At 70.9% G+C, this 14737-nt stretch carries 15 protein-coding genes; 5 read left to right on the forward strand and 10 right to left on the reverse strand.

The window, feature by feature from the left end; translation table 11 throughout:
• The first annotated feature begins 18 nt into the window (after positions 1 to 18).
• Positions 19 to 1227 (forward strand): macrolide-inactivating glycosyltransferase, encoded by a 1209-nt coding sequence (mgt, locus tag AB0G20_RS23820; RefSeq protein ID WP_361305676.1) that lies wholly within the window; start codon positions 19 to 21, stop codon positions 1225 to 1227.
• 14 nt (positions 1228 to 1241) lie between these two features.
• On the opposite strand, the gene AB0G20_RS23825 is transcribed toward mgt, so the two are convergent.
• Positions 1242 to 2192 carry a zinc metalloprotease gene (locus AB0G20_RS23825; protein ID WP_361305678.1) on the reverse strand — a complete coding sequence of 317 codons (951 nt, stop codon included), beginning with the start codon at positions 2190 to 2192 and terminating at the stop codon, positions 1242 to 1244.
• A 200-nt stretch (positions 2193 to 2392) separates the two neighbouring features.
• Here AB0G20_RS23825 and AB0G20_RS23830 point away from each other — a divergent pair, with 200 nt between their 5' ends.
• On the forward strand, positions 2393 to 2710 hold the full coding sequence (locus AB0G20_RS23830) for a hypothetical protein (protein WP_361305680.1): 318 nt from the start codon (positions 2393 to 2395) through the stop codon (positions 2708 to 2710).
• Between the two features lie 67 nt (positions 2711 to 2777).
• Here AB0G20_RS23830 and AB0G20_RS23835 read toward each other — a convergent pair whose 3' ends face one another.
• Positions 2778 to 5030 carry an MMPL family transporter gene (locus AB0G20_RS23835; protein ID WP_361305682.1) on the reverse strand — a complete coding sequence of 751 codons (2253 nt, stop codon included), beginning with the start codon at positions 5028 to 5030 and terminating at the stop codon, positions 2778 to 2780.
• A 340-nt stretch (positions 5031 to 5370) separates the two neighbouring features.
• On the opposite strand from AB0G20_RS23835, the gene AB0G20_RS23840 reads away from it, so the two are divergent.
• Both AB0G20_RS23840 and AB0G20_RS23845 read left to right on the forward strand, forming a co-directional pair.
• Positions 5371 to 5919 carry a DUF1697 domain-containing protein gene (locus tag AB0G20_RS23840; protein ID WP_361305684.1) on the forward strand — a complete coding sequence of 183 codons (549 nt, stop codon included), beginning with the start codon at positions 5371 to 5373 and terminating at the stop codon, positions 5917 to 5919.
• Entirely contained in the window at positions 5912 to 6286 is a 375-nt protein-coding gene (locus AB0G20_RS23845) for a nuclear transport factor 2 family protein (RefSeq protein ID WP_361305686.1), read from the forward strand. The genes AB0G20_RS23840 and AB0G20_RS23845 overlap by 8 nt, the downstream gene beginning before the upstream one ends.
• Here the strand turns inward: AB0G20_RS23845 and AB0G20_RS23850 are convergent.
• Positions 6267 to 7124 (reverse strand): transglutaminase-like domain-containing protein, encoded by an 858-nt coding sequence (locus AB0G20_RS23850; RefSeq protein ID WP_361305688.1) that lies wholly within the window; start codon positions 7122 to 7124, stop codon positions 6267 to 6269. The two genes, AB0G20_RS23845 and AB0G20_RS23850, sit on opposite strands and share 20 nt — an antisense overlap.
• Before the next feature lie 152 nt (positions 7125 to 7276).
• Between AB0G20_RS23850 and AB0G20_RS23855 the strand changes: the two genes are divergently transcribed.
• Entirely contained in the window at positions 7277 to 8104 is an 828-nt protein-coding gene (locus AB0G20_RS23855) for a GvpL/GvpF family gas vesicle protein (protein ID WP_361305690.1), read from the forward strand.
• A 22-nt stretch (positions 8105 to 8126) separates the two neighbouring features.
• Here the strand turns inward: AB0G20_RS23855 and AB0G20_RS23860 are convergent, their stop codons facing one another.
• The 7 genes from AB0G20_RS23860 to cysC all read right to left on the reverse strand — a co-directional run bounded on the left by AB0G20_RS23860 (position 8127) and on the right by cysC (position 14725).
• Complete coding sequence (locus tag AB0G20_RS23860) at positions 8127 to 8867, reverse strand: sirohydrochlorin chelatase (protein WP_361305692.1); 741 nt, start codon at positions 8865 to 8867, stop codon at positions 8127 to 8129.
• A gap of 5 nt (positions 8868 to 8872) precedes the next feature.
• Positions 8873 to 9769: an ABC transporter permease gene (locus AB0G20_RS23865; protein ID WP_361305694.1), complete on the reverse strand. Its 897-nt coding sequence runs from the start codon at positions 9767 to 9769 to the stop codon at positions 8873 to 8875.
• A complete protein-coding gene (locus AB0G20_RS23870) occupies positions 9756 to 10544 on the reverse strand; it encodes an ABC transporter ATP-binding protein (RefSeq protein WP_361305696.1) in 789 nt (262 codons plus the stop codon). The genes AB0G20_RS23865 and AB0G20_RS23870 overlap by 14 nt, the downstream gene beginning before the upstream one ends.
• Before the next feature lie 49 nt (positions 10545 to 10593).
• The gene (locus AB0G20_RS23875) at positions 10594 to 11697 is read right to left on the reverse strand and encodes an aliphatic sulfonate ABC transporter substrate-binding protein (RefSeq protein WP_361305698.1); all 1104 of its coding nucleotides are present in this window, start codon (positions 11695 to 11697) and stop codon (positions 10594 to 10596) included.
• A gap of 222 nt (positions 11698 to 11919) precedes the next feature.
• Positions 11920 to 13254, reverse strand: coding sequence for a GTP-binding protein (locus tag AB0G20_RS23880; RefSeq protein ID WP_361305700.1), 1335 nt, complete (start codon positions 13252 to 13254; stop codon positions 11920 to 11922).
• A 2-nt stretch (positions 13255 to 13256) separates the two neighbouring features.
• The gene (cysD, locus tag AB0G20_RS23885; RefSeq protein WP_361305702.1) at positions 13257 to 14192 is read right to left on the reverse strand and encodes a sulfate adenylyltransferase subunit CysD; all 936 of its coding nucleotides are present in this window, start codon (positions 14190 to 14192) and stop codon (positions 13257 to 13259) included.
• Entirely contained in the window at positions 14189 to 14725 is a 537-nt protein-coding gene (gene cysC / locus AB0G20_RS23890; protein ID WP_361305704.1) for an adenylyl-sulfate kinase, read from the reverse strand. The genes cysD and cysC overlap by 4 nt, the downstream gene beginning before the upstream one ends.
• Between the last annotated feature and the right edge of the window lie 12 nt (positions 14726 to 14737).

Below are 14737 nucleotides of genomic sequence, written 5' to 3' on the forward strand. Positions count from 1 at the left end.
CTCGCGTACGGTCGGCGCATGACCAGTCGCGCCCACATCGCCATGTTCTCCATCGCCGCCCACGGCCACGTGAACCCGAGTCTGGAGGTGATCCGCGAGCTCGTGGCGCGCGGCCACCGGGTGACCTACGCGATCCCGCCCGTGTTCGCGGACAAGGTCGCGGCCACCGGCGCCGAGGTGAAGCCCTGGATCTCCACGCTGCCCTCGCCCGACGACGACCCGGAGGCGTGGGGGAGCACGCTGCTGGACACCGTGGAGCCGTTCCTCGCCGACGCGATCCAGGCCCTCCCGCAGCTGATCGAGGCGTACGAGGGGGACGAGCCGGACCTCGTCCTGCACGACATCGCCTCCTACCCGGGCCGCGTGCTCGCCCACCGCTGGGGCGTCCCCGCGGTCTCCCTCTCGCCGGCCTTGGTCGCCTGGGAGGGGTACGAGGAGGAGGTCGCCCGGCCCATGTGGGAGGAGCCGAAGAAGACCGAACGGGGCCGCGCCTACTACGCCCGCTTCCATGCCTGGCTGGAGGAGAACGGGATCAGGCGGCACCCCGACGACTTCGTGGGCCGGCCCGACCGTTCGATCGTCCTGCTCCCCAAGGCGCTCCAGCCCCACGCGGACCGCGTCGACGAGCGCGTGTACTCCTTCGTCGGCACCTGCCAGGGCGACCGCACCGCCGAGGGCGACTGGCAGCGGCCGGCCGGTGCCGAGACGGTCGTGCTCGTGTCCCTCGGGTCCGCCTTCACCAAGCAGCCCGGCTTCTACCGGGAATGCGTCAAGGCGTTCGGCGACCTGCCCGGCTGGCATCTGGTGCTCTCGGTCGGCAAGCACGTCGACCGGGCCGGGTTCGCGGACGTCCCGGCGAACGTGGAGGTGCACTCCTGGGTGCCGCAGCAGGCCATCCTGAAGCAGGCCGACCTGTTCGTGACGCACGCCGGCGCCGGCGGCAGCCAGGAGGGCCTGGCCACCGCGACGCCGATGATCGCCGTGCCGCAGGCCGTGGACCAGTTCGGCAACGCGGAGATGCTCCAGGGCCTCGGTGTGGCCCGCCGCATCCCCACGGAGGAGGCGACCGCCGAGGCCCTGCGCGCGGCGGCCCTCGCCCTGGTGGGCGATCCGGAGGTCGCAGGCCGTCTGAAGGAACTGCAGACGCAGACGGCCCAGGAGGGCGGTACCCAGCGCGCGGCCGACCTCATCGAGGCCGAACTGGCCGCCCGTCGCGACAGGCCCTAGTCGTCAGGCCGTCGTCACACCGCGACGGCCTGGCGGGCGAGGGTCAGGCGGGCGTTGTCGAGCGTGGCGTCCATGCGCGCCGACTGGCCCTTGGTGAACATGAACATCGCGGCGTCGTCGGTGTAGTCCATGTAGTTCATGAACATGTCGCCGTCCGGTCCGTTGCCGCACGTCACGTGGGGGAAGCGGGGCGAACCGACGTTCGCCCCCGCCTGGTTGGGGGTGTCCGCCACGAAGTCGCTGCCGCTGCACCCCTCGTCGTCGTCGCCCCAGATGTGCCGCAGGTTCAGCCAGTGCCCGATCTCGTGCACGGCCGTGCGGCCGCCGTCGAACGGCGCCGTGGCGGTGCCGGTGGTCCCGAGGGCGGTGTGCGTGACGACCACGCCGTCCGTGGAGGCGGCGCCGCCCGGGAACTGTGCGTAGCCCAGCAGCCCGCGGCGCAGCTGGCAGACCCAGAGGTTCAGGTAGATGTCCGCGGGCCAGGCGTCCTGGCCCCCGCTCAGGCTGAACTTGACCAGGTCGTCGGTGCCCCAGTCGTCGACCGCGCTCTCGGTGCGCGTGATGCCGTCCGTGGGGCGGCCCAGCGGGTCGGTCCGGGCGAGGTGGAACTGCAGGCGTGGGTCGGCCACCAGGTCCTGCCAGACCGCGGGCACCTTGCTCACGTCGGGGTTGCTGGCGCTGAAGTCCTGGTTGAGGACGTCGATCTGACTGTGGATCTGGGCGTCGCTCACGTTCTGCTCGGGGGTGCTGTGCACGACGTGCACGACGACGGGGATGTCGATCAGGCCCTGCCGGGCGGTGACCTGGTCCATCGACTCGTAGGCGAACGCGGTGTTCTCGATCAGGGCCCGGTTCTCGGCGTACTCCGGGTTCAGGGTGAGGAGTCTGCGGTGCACCTCCATGGCGCCGCACCAGCGGCTGTAGTCGGGCGAGGTGGCGCGAAGGAATGCCTGCGCATCGGACATGACTTGCCCCTCGGGGGAACTGGGGTGTGCCGCGTACGCGGCTGCGGAACTGCGCGTCTGACACGCGCCGCGAGGGCCGGGCGATGCCGGGCGGAGCGGTCGGTTGCCCGTTCCCTCCGAACCCATACACTGATAATTCTAGGCACTTCGTCATAAGAGCGGCAATGTGGACGGCGTGGGACGAGTGAGGTGGCCGGATCATGCAAGAGCCTCCGTCGGGCCTGTACCGCTCGTGGCTCCACTCCTACGAGGAGGACCACGAGGACGTGCGGGTCTACCGGCCGGACGACTTCCCCTTCCCGCCGGCGCGCGGGCGCCGCGGCATGGAGTTCGCGCCCGACGGCACCTTCGTCGACCACCCGCTGGGACGCGGGGACGCCCCCGGCGCCGTGCCCGGTCGCTGGCGGCTCGTGTCGGACCGTCACATCGCGCTCACCTTCGGGGGCGCCCGCCCGGACCGGGAGCTGGAGATCGTGCGCTGCGACGAGGGGGTGCTCCAGGTGCGGCGGCTGACCTGACGCGAGCGCACGGAAGGGCCCGTTGGTTGCCCCGGCAACCAACGGGCCCTTCGCACCTCCGCGGTGATCAGACCTTGAGGGGCTCGCCCTCGTCGTCCCGTGCCGCCGGTCCGGCGACCGCCTGCGGCGTCTCGTCGTGCGTGAGGTCCGGCAGCCGGTGCAGCCACTTCGGCAGGTACCAGTTGCGCTCGCCGAGCAGCGCCATCACGGCCGGCAGCAGCACGCCCCGGATGATCGTCGCGTCGATGAGCACCGCGGCCGCGAGGCCGACGCCCATCTGCTTCATGGACTGCATGGACAGCGTCCCGAAGATCGCGAACACGGCGACCATGATGACCGCGGCGCTGGTGACCACCCCGGCCGTGGTGACCACGCCGTGCCGGATCGCGTCCTTCGTCTCCAGGCCCCGCAGCCGCGCCTCGCGGATCCGGGAGACCACGAACACGTGGTAGTCCATCGACAGGCCGAACAGGATGACGAAGAGGAACAGCGGCAGCCAGGTGATGATCGCGCCGACGCCCTCCGCTCCCACGAGGGACGCGCCCCAGCCGTGCTGGAAGACGGCGACGAGGATGCCGTACGCGGCGCCGACCGACAGCAGGTTCAGCACGATCGACGTGATGGCGATGGTCAGCGAGCGGAACGACAGCAGCATCAGCGCGAAGGCGAAGACCACGACGAACGCGAACACCGGGACGACGGCGCCCGCCAGTTGGTCGTTGAAGTCCTTGGAACCCGCGACCTGCCCGGTGATGGGAGCCTCGACCCCGTCGACCTTGCCGAGCGTGGCCGGTCGCACCTCGTCACGCAGCTTGTCCAGGCTCGCGCCCGCCTTGTCCAGATCGGAACCGCCGACGAGCGGGACGTAGACGAACGCGATGTTCCGCGCGTCGTGCAGCTTGATCTCCACCGGGCCGCGCGAGGCGCCCGAGCTGATCGCCCGGTCACGGAAGTCGGCCAGCGCGGACTTCACCTCGGGCGCGTTGATGTCGTCCGCCTTCACGACCACCTCGGCCGGCTCGGAACCGCCCGGGAAGGCATCGTTGAGCCGGTTGTAGGTCTGGACGATCGGCAGCGAGTCGCCGAACTCCTGGTCCAGCGTGAGCTGCTGCGTCTTCATGCCGAGCGCGGGAGCCGCGATGGCCAGCAGCGCTCCGGTCGCGACCGCCACCGCGATCACCGGCCTGGCGAGGACGCCCCGCAGCACGGCCGTCCAGAACCGGCTGTCCTGACCGCCGCCGCTCCGCCTGCGCCGGCCCAGGAACGGGATGCGGCCCTTCTCGACGCGCTCGCCGAGCAGCGACAGCAGCGCGGGCAGCACCGTCACGGACCCCACCATCGCCACGGCCACCACCATCAGCGACGCCAGGCCCATCGCCTCGAACTCGGCGAGGCCGGTGAACAGCATGCCCGCCATCGCCACGCACACCGTGACACCCGAGACGACGATCGCCCGGCCACTGGTCGCGGCGGCGATCCTGAGGGCCGTCTGCGCGTCCCGGCCGGCCTCGCGCTCCTCGCGCTCGCGGCGCAGGTAGAACAGGCAGTAGTCGACGCCGACGGCCAGACCGACCAGCAGCATCACGGAGTTCGCGGTGTCGCTCATCGGCATCACATGGCTGACGACGCCCATCAGGCCCATCGTCGCCATGATCGCGGTGATCGCCAGCAGCACCGGCAGCAACGCCGCTACCAGCGCGCCGAAGGCGATGAGCAGAATGCCCAGGGCCACCGGCACCGCGGAGTACTCGGCCTTCTTGAAGTCGTCGCCGAACGCGTCGTCGAACGTCTTCATCATGCTGGCGCCGCCGATCTCCTCGATCCGCAGCGCCTCGTGGTCCTGCTGGACGCCCTCGACGGCCTTCAGCACCGGCTCGACCCGCTCGCCGGCGGTGTCCGACTCGCCGCGCATGTCGAACTGCACGAGCGCGCTGCGGCCGTCCTTCGAGATCGTCTTCGTGTCGTACGGCGAGGCCACCTCGGTGACCCGGCCGGTCCCCTCGACCGCCCGCACGACGGCGTCGACGGCGTCCCGGAACGCGGCGTCCGTCGCTTTCAGGTCACCGCCCTTGGCCTGGATCAGAACGTTCTCACTGGCCGGCTCGTCGATCCCGGCGTCCTCGATGATCCGCGCGGCGGTGTGCGTCTCGCCCTTCAGCTGGTCGCTGTCCTTGACGTCGACCCGGCCCGCTGCCGAACCGAGCCCCATCGCCAGGACGACGAACAGCACCCAGATTCCGACGGCAGCCCATCGGTGCCGGGCGCTCCAGCCGCCGGCCCGGGCGGCGAGGCCCCGCACCCGTATGTCTCCGTTCCCCATGACGGGCTTGCCCCCTCGTGATGCGGTGGCGGCCCCCTGCCGCCCCCTTCCGCTTCGAAGGTATGGGCTGTATAAAGCCATCTCGTCGTGCTGCCCGGTGAAGTGGCGGGGCCGGAACTCATCCCCACGGAGCGAGCTCCCTCCCCACTGGGGAGGACCCCCGCGGACTGTGGCCCCTTACACCTATCGCAAGACATTTCGGGCTCCCCGGGTGTGTGGATCCTGAGCAGACGGTTGTGCCCCGCGAAGACCGGTGAGTAATTTACGGGGCCGGGCAGCTGCCCGCCGCGGCCGTCGTGCCCACCCCCACGGGGCACGACGGCCGCCTTATCGTGAGCGGATGACGACGACATACGCGGCCCTGCTGCGCGGAATCAACGTGGGCGGCAGCAGGAAGGTCCCCATGGCCGACCTGCGCACGCTGCTGGCGGACCTCGGCCACGACGACGTCCGCACCCACCTGCAGAGCGGCCAGGCCGTGTTCTCCTCCGGCCACGGCAGCGAGGAGTCGCTGGCCGACGAGATCGCGCAGGCCATCGAGAAGCGCTTCGGCTTCGGCGTGGACGTGATCGTGCGCGACCACGCCTATCTGCGGGCCATCGCCGACGCCTGCCCGTTCCCGGCCGCCGACCTGGAGCCCAAGCAGCTCCACGTCACCTACTTCTCCGCCCCCGTCACCCCCGACCGCTTCGCGGAGATCGACCAGGACGCCTACCTCCCCGAGGAGTTCCGCCTCGGCGACCGGGCCCTGTACCTGTACGCCCCGAACGGCCTGGGCCGCTCCAAGCTCGCCGAACACCTGTCGAAACCACGCATCAACAAGGGCGTGATCGCCACGACCCGCAACTGGAACACCGTCGTCAAGCTGGTGGAGATGACAGATGTCTGAGCACAACCCGGCCGTCGAGTCGGCGATGGAGGGCGAACTGGCCCTGCTCACCCCGAAGGTCCGCCGTTCGCCCGAGCAGGTCGGGGCGCTGCTGCACCCCGACTTCCACGAGTTCGGCGCCTCCGGCCGGCACTGGAGCCGGGCCGCCATCATCGCCTCCCTGGCCGCGACCACCGAGCCCGGTGATCGGCCCGTCGCCGTCTCCGCCCTCAGAGGCGTGCAGCTCGCCCCGGACCTGGTGCACCTCACCTACGACACGGAGTACGACGGCAGCCGCGCACACCGCAGTTCGCTGTGGCGGCGGACGGAGGGCCGCTGGCTGCTCTGGTTCCACCAGGCGACCCCGTTCAGCGAGCGGGCAACGTGACGCGGCGGTCGCCCAGATAGGGCGCGTACGACGTGATCTCGGCCGGCACGGTCAGCCGCGGATCCGTGAAGAGCCGCGGCCAGTCGTCCTCGGAGCGGGCCGCGGCGACCGCGTCGGCCGCCGCGAGGTCGTCCTCGGTGAGAGGCGCGCCCTTGCGCAGCCACGGGTCCCAGCCGTCCCACGGGAGCAGTTCGACACCGTTCAGCGCGGCCAGGTCGCGCAGCACGTTGCCGCGCACGAACCACAGGCCCCGGAGTGCTGCGACGGAGCTCACCCCGCACGTCTCGGGGTCCAGGCGGCCCTGGCGGCAGGACCGCCAGACGTCACCGGCCACCAGGAAGGCGTCCCGCGGCACGTCCATCGGGTCGAACGGCACGTCGTACCCGCTGTGGACCTGCGCGTCGGCCAGCCGCCAAGCACCGTCCGGCGCACGGTACTCCGTGACCCAGTGGTCCTCGTACCAGGCGTCGGCGAAGTAGCCGGCGAACCCGCAGCGCAGGCGCGCCGGCGTCCCCGTGGCCCGCAGCAGCGAGCACAGCAGGAGCGAGAAGTCCCGGCAGGTCCCCACGAACCTCCCGCCGGGCGCCCGCCGTTCGGTGAGCGGGGTGTCACCGCGCTCCCGCAGGATCCGCAGGATCTCCGTGACGTACCGGGACTCGGCGTCATGGTGCAGCCGCTCCTCGGGCACGGCGTACCCGAAGAGCCCGCCCTCGCCCCGGTGGATGATCAGGCCCCTGACCATCGCGGCCAGCCGGCGCGGCGCACGGGGCAGCCCCCGCGTGTCGAGGTTGCCGGGATCGCTGTACGGCGTCTGCCGCAGAGAGAAGTCTCCGTTCATGCCGGGACCCTCCGCCCTGCCCCTGGGGCAAGGTCAACCCGCCGGCCGTTCGAATGAACACCTCCGCCGCCCCTTCCGTACCTACGGAAGGACGGCACGAGAACGGAGTCTCGCGAGAGGAATCGCACGGCCACCGACAGGAGCCCGCAGTCATGAGCGACACGAACCTCGTCTACGCCTACGCGGTCCTGCGCCGCACCCCCGAGGCCGCGGCGGCCGCGGCCCACCTGCGCGGTGTCGCCGGAGAGCCGATCCACCTGGTCACCCCGGCGGTCAGCAGCCCTCAGCTCGCCTTCGCCGTCGGCCACGTCCCACCCGCCGACTACGACGACGCACCCCTCCAGGCCCACCTCGACGACCTGGACTGGCTGGAGTCCACGGTCCGCTCCCACCACGCCGTGGTGGCCGCCCTGGTCGCCTCCGGAACCGCCGTGCTGCCCCTGCGCCTGGCCACCGTCTACCGCGACGAGAACAGCGCCCGCGAAGCCCTCGACACCCGCCGCGGCTACTTCCTCTCCCTGCTGGACCGCCTCACGGGCCACGTCGAACTCGGCGTCAAGATCTACGCCGCCCCGGACATCGCCCCGCCCGAAGCCGACACCGAGACCGCGCAGGACCCGGTCACGGGCCTCGGGGTCGGCCGTGCCTACCAGGTCATCCGCCGCCGCAGGCAACGCAGGAACGAGGAGGCCTGGCGTACGGTCGCCCAGGCCGCCGCCCGCCTCACCGACACGGCCCGCACCCTCGCCGTCGACCGTGTCACCCACACCCCCGAACGCGGCAGCCTGGCGGGCTCGGCCCCCGGCACCAACGTCGGCAACGACGCCTACCTCGTCCCGGTCGACCGCGTCGAGGCCTTCCGCACGGGCATCCTCGCGGCCGCCCAGGGCGTCCCCGGCCTCCGCGTGGAGATCACCGGCCCCTGGGCCCCGTACTCCTTCGCCCTCCAGCCGCAGCCACACGAGGAACCGGCGGCGTGACGGTCACTCCGCCCCGCTGACGTCAGGCGCTCACGGCCGACCGCAACGGCATCTGTGCCGCCTCGTACCGCTCCAGCACCACCCGCGCCACCTCCGGCGCCGGTCCCAGGACATCCGCCAGGACATCCGCCTCGGCCGCCCCCCGGGCGATGCGGTCCGGGAGGAAGCCGGGGGCCAGCACGTACGGGGAGACGGCGACCCGGGAGCAGCCGAGGGCGCGGAGTTCGCGGACGGCGTCCTCCGTGCGGGGAAGGGATGCGGAGGCGAACGCAGGCCGCACGGCGCACCAGCCGGTGTGCCGCCACTCCCGCGCGATTTCTGCGATCACTGCGATCGCCTCCGGGTCGGTGGACCCCGCCGAGGCCAGCACGACCCCGGTCGAGGACTTGTCGGCGGGGGTCAGGCCCGCCTCGTACAGACGCCGCTCCAGCGCTGCCATGAGCAGGGGGGAGGGGCCCAGGACGTCCGCCTGGTGGATGCGGAGCTGCGGGGGCGCGTCCGCGAGGACCGCGGGAATGTCGGCCTTCGCGTGGAACGCCCGGGTGAGGAGGAGGGGCAGGGCGACGACGTCGCGGACGCCCTGCACCGCCAGGGACTCCAGGACCCCCTGCACCGAAGGGACGTTGAAGTCCAGGAAGCCCGTCTCCACGCGTACGTCGGGGCGCAGCGAGCGAACCCGGCGCACCAGGGCGTGCACCGTCGCGGCATGACGCGGGTCGCGGCTGCCGTGGGCGATGACGAGGAGGACGGGCTTGTTCGTCATGGGACTCAGTTCTTCACCAGCAGGCCGCGGCTGCGCAGGACCCACCGCTCCAGCGGACTGAAGATCAGCAGGTCGATGGCGATGCCGACGATGAGGATCAGGAGGATGGCCTCGAAGACCATGGCCATGTCGCTGGCGTTGCGGCCGTTCTCCAGCAGCTGGCCCAGACCGACGCCGAGGTCGGGGAAGGACGCGATGATCTCGGCGGCCATCAGGGAGCGCCAGGAGAAGGCCCAGCCCTGCTTCAGGCCCGCCACATAGCCGGGCAGGGCGGCGGGCAGGACGATGTGCCAGGTGCCCTTCAGACCCGTGGCGCCGAGCGTGCGGCCCGCGCGGAGGAACAGCGGGGGCACCTGGTCGACGCCGGAGACCAGGCCGTTGGCGATCGACGGGACCGCGCCGAGCAGGATCACCGTGTACATCATCGAGTTGTTCAGACCCAGCCAGATCACCGCCGGCGGCACCCAGGCGACCGACGGCAGCGACTGCAGGCCCGACAGGATCGGGCCGATCGCCGCGCGGATGAACTTCACGCGGGCGACGATCAGTCCCAGCGGCGTGCCGATCACGAGGGCGAGGCAGAAGCCGAGCAGACCGCGGGAGACGCTGGTCCAGATGTAGCCGAGCAACTCGCCCTGGAGCCACGCCGTCTGGACGACGTCCCACACCGCGGACGGCGCGGGCAGCTTGGTCGGGTCGTCGACGACCTTGAACGAGACGAGCGCCTGCCAGACGGCCAGCACCAGCGCGACGGCGAGGATGGGCGGCAGGATCTTCTGGGTGAAGGTCTGCCGGAACGGGGTCCGGCTCGTCTGCCGCGTCTCCAGCGCGTCGAGGCCCGCCTCCAGCCCGGCGAGATCGTTGCCGTCCTTGGCGACGGTCGTCGAATCAGTGCTGGCCATGACGGCGGATCTCCCCACGCAGTTCTTCGGTGATCTCGACGGACAGCTCCGCCACGGCGGTGTCCTCGATACGGCGCGGGTGCGGGATGTCCACCCGCCACTCGCGGGCGATGCGGCCCGGGCGGGAGGACAGCAGCACCACACGCTGCGCGAGCCGCACCGCCTCGCGCACGTTGTGCGTGACGAACAGGACGGACACTTGCGTCTCGCGCCAGATGCGGGTCAGCTCGTCGTGCAGCACGTCCCGCGTGATGGCGTCCAGCGCCGCGAACGGCTCGTCCATCAGCAGCAGCTTGCTCTCCTGGGCGAGCGCGCGCGCCAGCGCGACGCGCTGGCGCATCCCGCCCGACAGCTCGTGCACCCGCTTGCCGTACGCGCCCTTCAGCCGTACCAGTTCGAGCAGCTCCTCGGCACGCTCCCGGCGCTCGGCCTTCGGCACGCCCCGGAGCTTCAGGGCGAGTTCGATGTTCTTGCCCGCGGTCAGCCACGGGAACAGCGCGTGCTCCTGGAACATCAGCGCCGGGCGGCCGTCCGTGGCGATCTCGCCGGCGCTGGGGCGGTCCAGACCCGCCACCAGGTTGAGCAGCGTGGACTTGCCGCAGCCCGAGGCCCCCAGGAGGGTGACGAACTCGCCGGGCGCGACATCGAGGGTGATGTCGTCCAGGACGAGCTGCTGCCCGGCGGGGCCCGCGAACGACTTCGACACGTGGTCGATCCGGGCGGCGTGCGTGGCCGACTCGGTGCCGTCGGCGGCCTTGGCGAGGGTCGTGGCCATGGTCGTCACCTCCTGGGAACTCTTCACAATGCGGCTTCGGGACGCGGGCTTACTTCACGCCGAGGCCGGCGTCGTCGACCGTGGGCTCGCCCTCGGCCTTCAGGACCTTGTTCAGCGGAACGAGGTCGTAGATGCCCTTCAGGTTCGGCTTCTCCAGCAGCCCCGCCTTCACCGCGTGCTCCGCCTCGGTGTTGAGGGTGGAGGCCAGCGGGTCGTCGGTGAACCGGATCGACTTCCACGCCGGGTCCAGCACCTCGGCGGGCAGCGCCTTGCCGGTCTCCTTCTCCAGCAGCTTGTTCGCCGCTTCCTTGGCCGCGTCCGGATTGGCGTTGATCCACTTGTTGGTCTCGACCGAGCCCTTCAGCACGGCCTCGACGACCTTCGGGTACTTCTTCAGGAACTCCTGCCGCACGATGATGTTCGTGATCACGAACTTCTTGTCCGGCCACAGCGTCGCCTCGTCGAGCAGTTCCTTGCCGCCCTCGGCGACCAGCTTCGACGCGGTCGGCTCCGGCACCCACGCGCCGTCGATCGACCCGGCCTTGAAGGCGTCCGGGGTGACCTTGTTGTCGCTGCGGACGACCGTGACATCACCCTTGCCGCTCTGCGGGTCGACCTTCCAGCCCTGCTCCGCGGCCCAGTTGAGGAACGCCACGTCCTGTGTGTTGCCCAGCTGCGGGGTCGCGATCCGCTTGCCCTTGACGTCCTTCAGGGACTTGATCTTGTCCGGGTTCACCACGAGCTTCACCCCGCCGGACGCCGAACCGCCGATGATGCGCAGGTTCTTGCCGGCTGACTTGGTGTAGCCGTTGATGGCGGGGGAGGGGCCGATCCAGCCGATGTCGATCGAACCGGAGTTGAGCGCCTCGATCTCCGAGGGGCCGGCGTTGAAGACGGCCGGCTCCACCTCGGTGGCGCCCAGGGCCTTCTGGAGGATGCCCTTCTGCATGCCCACCAGCGCGGTGCCGTGGGTCAGGTTGCCGAAGTAGCCGATCTTGACTTTGTCGAGACCCTCGATCTTCTTCGCCCCGGCGGCGACCTTGGCGGTGCCGTCGTCCTTGGCCTCGGACCCGTAGCCGCAGGCGGCCAGTGTGAGCAGGGGAAGTGCGGCGATGACCGCGAAACCGCGGCGAAGAGCAGATGAAGCAGGCACGGGAGGTGGTCCTCTCGGAGGCCCGGCGGTCACGGTCTCTCAGGTCGTGGCCGGGAGGTCGGCAGGTTTTCGTCTACGGCGGTGGGGGGTGAGGGCGCGCAGGCAGTGCGCGTACGTCAGCACACACATCGCGCCACTCCGCCCTGCCCGCTGCCGAGAGCACCGCTGCCGACGCGGCCGCCCTCCTTGGCGAACATCGAGTAGAAGTCGGGGAAGGTCATGTCAGAAGTCCCACCCGTCGTCCTCGGAGTCGTCCTTGACCGGCTCCGGGGCCGCGAAGGACTCGCCGACCATGCCGGCGGTGAGGGTGGTGCCGTCGTTCGGGTCGATCAGGATGAACGAGCCGGTGCGGCGCGAGTCGGCGTAGGAGTCGACCGGCAGCGGCTCGGCGGTACGGATCTTCACCCGGCCGATGTCGTTCGCGACGAGCTGTCCCGGGTGCGGGTGCAGGGACAGGTCGGCGAGCGTGAGGCGGGAGGGGATGTCCTTGACGATCGCCTTGACCGTGCGAGTGCCGTGCTTGAGCAGCACCCGGTGCCCGACCGTCAGCGGGGCGTCCGCGACATGGCAGACGGTCGCCTCGATGTCCTGCGTGGTCGCGGGCGCGTCCTTGCTCGGGACGATCAGGTCGCCGCGCGAGATGTCGATGTCGTCCTCCAGCAGGAGGGTCACCGACTGCGTCGTCCAGGCCACGTCGACCGGCTCGCCCAGCAGGTCGATGCCGGAGATCTTCGAGGCGCGGCCCGACGGCAGCACCGTGACGGACTCGCCGACGTGGAAGGAACCGGCGGCGATCTGACCGGCGTAGCCCCGGTAGTCCGGGAGGTCGGCGCTCTGCGGCCGGATCACGTACTGCACGGGCAGCCGGGCGTGGCAGTGGCTCAGGTCGTGGCTGACCGGCACCGTCTCCAGGTGCTCCAGCACCGTCGGGCCGCCGTACCAGTCCATGTTCGCGGAAGGCTCCACCACGTTGTCGCCGACGAGCGCCGAGATCGGGATCGCGGTGACCTCGGGGACGCCCAGTTCGGTCGCGTACGCCGTGAACTCCTCGGCGATGGCGGCGAACACCTTCTCGTCGTACCCGACGAGGTCCATCTTGTTGACCGCGAGGACCGCGTGCGGGACGCGCAGCAGCGCGGCGAGGGCGGCGTGCCGGCGGGTCTGCTCGACGACGCCGTTGCGGGCGTCGATCAGGATCACCGTCAGCTCGGCGGTGGAGGCGCCGGTGACCATGTTGCGGGTGTACTGCACATGGCCGGGGGTGTCGGCGAGGATGAACCGCCTGCGCGGGGTGGCGAAGTAGCGGTACGCCACGTCGATGGTGATGCCCTGCTCGCGCTCGGCCCGCAGGCCGTCCGTCAGCAGCGCGAGGTCCGGGGCCTCCTGGCCGCGGCTCGCGGAGACGCGCTCCACGGCCTCCAGCTGGTCGGTGAGGACCGACTTGGAGTCGTGCAGCAGCCGCCCGACGAGGGTGGACTTGCCGTCGTCGACGGAGCCCGCGGTGGCGAACCTCAGCAGGGTGGTCTCCGAGAGTTCCTCGGTCGTGATGGTGCTCATCTCTAGAAGTACCCCTCGCGCTTGCGGTCTTCCATCGCGGCCTCGGACATCTTGTCGTCGGCGCGGGTGGCGCCGCGTTCGGTGAGCCGGGAGGCGGCGATCTCCAGGATCACCTTCTCGATGGTGTCGGCGTCGGAGTCCACCGCGCCGGTGCAGGACATGTCACCCACGGTCCGGTAGCGCACCAGCCGCTTCTCGACGGTCTCGCCGTCCTTCGGCCCGCCCCACTCGCCGGCGGTCAGCCACATGCCGCTGCGGGAGAACACCTCGCGCTCGTGCGCGTAGTAGATCTGCGGCAGCTCGATGCCCTCGCGGGCGATGTACTGCCACACGTCCAGCTCGGTCCAGTTGGACAGCGGGAACACGCGGACGTGCTCACCGGGCGCGTGCCGGCCGTTGTACAGGTTCCACAGCTCCGGGCGCTGGCGGCGCGGGTCCCACTGGGAGAACTCGTCCCGCAGGGAGAACACCCGCTCCTTGGCCCGGGCCTTCTCCTCGTCGCGGCGGCCGCCACCGAAGACGGCGTCGAACTTCTCCGCCTGGATCTTCTCGGTCAGCGGCAGCGTCTGCAGCGGGTTGCGGGTACCGTCCGGGCGCTCCTTGAGCACACCCCGGTCGATGTAGTCCTGCACGGAGGCGACGTGCAGCCGCAGCCCGTGCTTGTCCACCGTGCGGTCGCGGTAGTCGAGGACCTCGGGGAAGTTGTGCCCGGTGTCCACGTGCAGCAGGGAGAACGGCACCGACGCCGGCCGGAAGGCCTTCAGCGCCAGATGCAGCATGACGATGGAGTCCTTGCCGCCGGAGAAGAGGATCACCGGCCGCTCGAACTCGCCCGCCACCTCGCGGAAGATGTGCACCGCCTCGGACTCGAGGGCGTCGAGGTGCGACAGCGCGTAGGGGCTGTCGGTCTCCTCGGAAACGGTGGCAGCGGTCGTCATGCCAGTCCCCTTTCGCTGAGCAGGGCGTGCACCGATGCCGCGGACTCCTGCACGGTCTGGTTCTGCGACTCGATGCGCAGATCGGGCGACTCGGGCGCCTCGTACGGGTCGTCGACCCCGGTGAGCCCGGTGAGCTCGCCCGCGGCCTGCTTGGCGTACAGGCCCTTCACGTCACGCTCGCTGCACACCTCGACGGGCGTCGCGACATGCACCTCGACATACGCGGTGCCGTTCGCCTGGTGGCGCTTGCGCACCGCCTCCCGGCTGTCCCGGTACGGCGCGATGACCGGGACGAGGGCCAGCACGCCGTTGCGGGCGAGCAGTTCGGCGACGAAGCCGATGCGCTGCACGTTGGTGTGCCGGTCCTCGCGGCTGAAGCCGAGGCCCGCGGAGATGAACTCGCGGATCTCGTCGCCGTCGAGCACCTCGACCCGGTGGCCCTCCTCGCGGAGCCGGCCGGCCAGCTCGTGGGCGATGGTGGTCTTGCCTGCGCTCGGCAGACCCGTGAGCCAGACGGTGGCTCCGGTCGTCACGTCACTCTCCTG

Origin of the sequence: Streptomyces sp. NPDC024017, from assembly GCF_040638895.1 — a bacterium.
Taxonomy (GTDB): domain Bacteria; phylum Actinomycetota; class Actinomycetes; order Streptomycetales; family Streptomycetaceae; genus Streptomyces.